The organism is Ruegeria arenilitoris (assembly GCF_013031355.1).
In the GTDB taxonomy this organism is placed as follows: Bacteria; Pseudomonadota; Alphaproteobacteria; order Rhodobacterales; family Rhodobacteraceae; genus Ruegeria; species Ruegeria arenilitoris_C.
In genome coordinates this window covers 2501-5847 of record NZ_WPZO01000021.1, presented here as the reverse complement: position 1 = coordinate 5847, position 3347 = coordinate 2501, and the positions used below count along the sequence as shown (strand labels likewise).

Below are 3347 nucleotides of genomic sequence, written 5' to 3'. Positions count from 1 at the left end.
TGGTTGCGGGAGCAGGATTTGAACCTGCGACCTTCAGGTTATGAGCCTGACGAGCTACCGGGCTGCTCCATCCCGCGTCAGGGTCGGAAAGTGTGATATCGTTTTAGAGAGAATTGGGGGATTTTTCTAGGTTTGGCGGTGACCTACTCTCCCGGGGCTTAAGCCCAAGTACCATTGGCGCGGCAGTGCTTAACTTCCGGGTTCGGGATGGGACCGGGTGTTTCACTTGCGCTATGACCACCAAACCGAGGAAAATCCCCACGTCGCTGTTTTTGCGGAGCAAAAAAGCGACGGGTAGCAGGCAGCGTATTTGTGAAGCAAATGCGCGCTGCCACTCGGTTGTTTCAATCAACGTTGTCCAACTCAAGGTCAGTGTATGCTTTTGGTGATTTGTCTTTCTGTTACTGGATCAAATCAAGCCTATCGGGCGATTAGTACCGGTCAACTGAACGCATTACTGCGCTTACATCTCCGGCCTATTGACGTGGTGGTCTTCCACGGCCCTCAGGGAGACCTTGTTTTGAGGGGGGCTTCCCGCTTAGATGCCTTCAGCGGTTATCCTGTCCGATCATAGCTACCCAGCACTGCCGTTGGCACGACAACTGGTCCACCAGTGGATCGTTCACCCCGGTCCTCTCGTACTAGGGGCAACTCCTCTCAAGTCTCCTACACCCACGGCAGATAGGGACCGAACTGTCTCACGACGTTCTAAACCCAGCTCACGTACCTCTTTAAACGGCGAACAGCCGTACCCTTGGGACCTGCTCCAGCCCCAGGATGAGATGAGCCGACATCGAGGTGCCAAACACTGCCGTCGATATGGACTCTTGGGCAGTATCAGCCTGTTATCCCCGGCGTACCTTTTATCCGTTGAGCGATGGCCCTTCCACTCGGGACCACCGGATCACTATGGCCGTCTTTCGACTCTGCTCGACTTGTCAGTCTCGCAGTCAGGCTGGCTTCTGCCATTGCACTCAACGAGCGATTTCCGACCGCTCTGAGCCAACCTTCGCGCGCCTCCGTTACGCTTTAGGAGGCGACCGCCCCAGTCAAACTACCCGCCACGCAGGGTCCCGGATCCGGATAACGGACCGCGGTTAGACATCAAGAGTGCGAAGGGTGGTATCTCAAGGGAGGCTCCACAGGTACTTGCGTTCCTGCTTCAAAGCCTACCACCTATCCTGCACATCACAATCCTGATGCCAGTGCGAAGCTGTAGTAAAGGTGCACGGGGTCTTTCCGTCTAACCGCGGGAAGCCTGCATCTTGACAGGCAATTCAATTTCGCTGAGTCGATGTTGGAGACAGCGGGGAAGTCGTTACGCCATTCGTGCAGGTCGGAACTTACCCGACAAGGAATTTCGCTACCTTAGGACCGTTATAGTTACGGCCGCCGTTTACCTGGGCTTCAATTCAAGGCTCTCACCTCTCCTTTTAACCTTCAGGCACCGGGCAGGCGTCAGACCCTATACGTCGTCTTGCGACTTCGCAGAGCCCTGTGTTTTTAATAAACAGTCGCCACCCCCTGGTTTGTGCCCCCAGCCCCTAGTTGCCTAGGAACCGGGCCTCCTTCTCGCGAACTTACGGAGGTATTTTGCCGAGTTCCTTCAACATCGTTCTCTCAAGCGCCTTGGTATGCTCTACCAGTCCACCTGTGTCGGTTTAGGGTACGGTCTGATGGAGGGCTATTTCCAGGAACCACTCAGCAGCCCAATCAATCCGATAAGATTGAACTACACCTGTGATCCGTCACATCCTCCTGGCCTAGGAATATTAACCTAGTTCCCATCGCCTACGCCTTTCGGCCTCGGCTTAGGGGCCGGCTTACCCTGCTCAGATTAGCTTTAAGCAGGAACCCTTGGACTTTCGGCGAGAGTGTCTCTCACACTCTTTGTCGCTACTCATGTCATCATTCTCACTAGTGATCTCTCCACCGGATCCCTCACAGGCCGGCTTCATCGAAAGAACTCGATCCGTCATTACACCCACTAGGGATGCAAATACGGATGAGTTCTATGTCACACTACGCTCTGCTACCATGCCTTACGGCATCCTAAGCTTCGGCTCATGGCTTGAGCCCCGTTACATCTTCGCCGCAGGACAACTTATTTAGACCAGTGAGCTGTTACGCTATCTTTAAAGGATGGCTGCTTCTAAGCCAACCTCCTGGTTGTTTTGGTCGTCCCACCTGCTTTCCCACTTAGCCATGAATTGGGGGCCTTAGCTGTAGGTCAGGGTTGTTTCCCTCTCCACTACGGACGTTAGCATCCGCAGTGTGTCTGCCATCTAGTACTCCCGGGTATTCGGAGTTTGGTTAGGATCAGTAAGCCTGTGGGGCCCCATTACCCATCCAGTGCTCTACCCCCCGGGGTATTCGGATGACGCTCTACCTAAATAGATTTCGCAGAGAACCAGCTATCTCCGAGTTTGATTGGCCTTTCACCCCTAGGCACAGCTCATCCCGATCCTTTTCAACGGATGTGGGTTCGGTCCTCCAGTAAGTGTTACCTTACCTTCAACCTGGCCATGCCTAGATCACTCGGTTTCGGGTCTGATCCCACGAACTCATACGCCCTATTAAGACTCGCTTTCGCTACGCCTACACCTAACGGCTTAAGCTTGCTCGTGAGACCAAGTCGATGACCCATTATACAAAAGGTACGCCGTCAGCTCGCAAGGAGCCTCCGACTGATTGTAGGCGTTCGGTTTCAGGTACTGTTTCACTCCCCTCGTCGGGGTGCTTTTCACCTTTCCCTCACGGTACTGGTTCGCTATCGGTCAGCAAGGAGTACTTAGCCTTCGAAGGTGGTCCTCCGATCTTCAGACAGAATTTCACGTGTTCCGCCCTACTTAATACGTCCATCAAAGCTTCCTATACGGGGCTGTCACCCGCTATGGCCACGCTTCCCAACGTGTTCTAGTCACTTATCTGGCTCGGCTGGTCCCCGTTCGCTCGCCGCTACTAGGGGAGTATCAATTGATTTCCTTTCCTCCGGGTACTTAGATGTTTCAGTTCCCCGGGTTTGCTCTTAAAACCCTATGTATTCAGGTCTTAAGTACCTGTTTAAACCCCATATTGAGTATCAGAGATAACAATATGAAGCTTTCAGGTGGGTTGCCCCATTCAGAAATCCATGGATCAAAGCTTATTCTCAGCTCCCCATGGCTTATCGCAGAGTATCACGTCTTTCATCGCCTCTTGCTGCCAAGGCATTCACCAAACGCCCTTCTCGCGCTTGATTTGATCCAGAAAGAGAAAGACACGAAGTCCTTCACGGCAGGCCCAGCTGGTAACTAAAGGCCGCCTCTGTTTCTGAACCAAAAGCATACTTTCCCGCCTTCCATCCT

The 3347-nt window shown here is 53.2% G+C and carries 1 tRNA gene and 2 rRNA genes; all 3 read right to left on the bottom strand.

The features are described from left to right. Positions 1 to 77, bottom strand: a tRNA-Met gene (locus GOX63_RS23520). A 53-nt stretch (positions 78 to 130) separates the two neighbouring features. Continuing rightward, a 5S ribosomal RNA gene (gene rrf, locus GOX63_RS23515) occupies positions 131 to 245 on the bottom strand. Between the two features lie 165 nt (positions 246 to 410). Further along, positions 411 to 3241: ribosomal RNA gene (locus GOX63_RS23510) — 23S ribosomal RNA — on the bottom strand. Between the last annotated feature and the right edge of the window lie 106 nt (positions 3242 to 3347).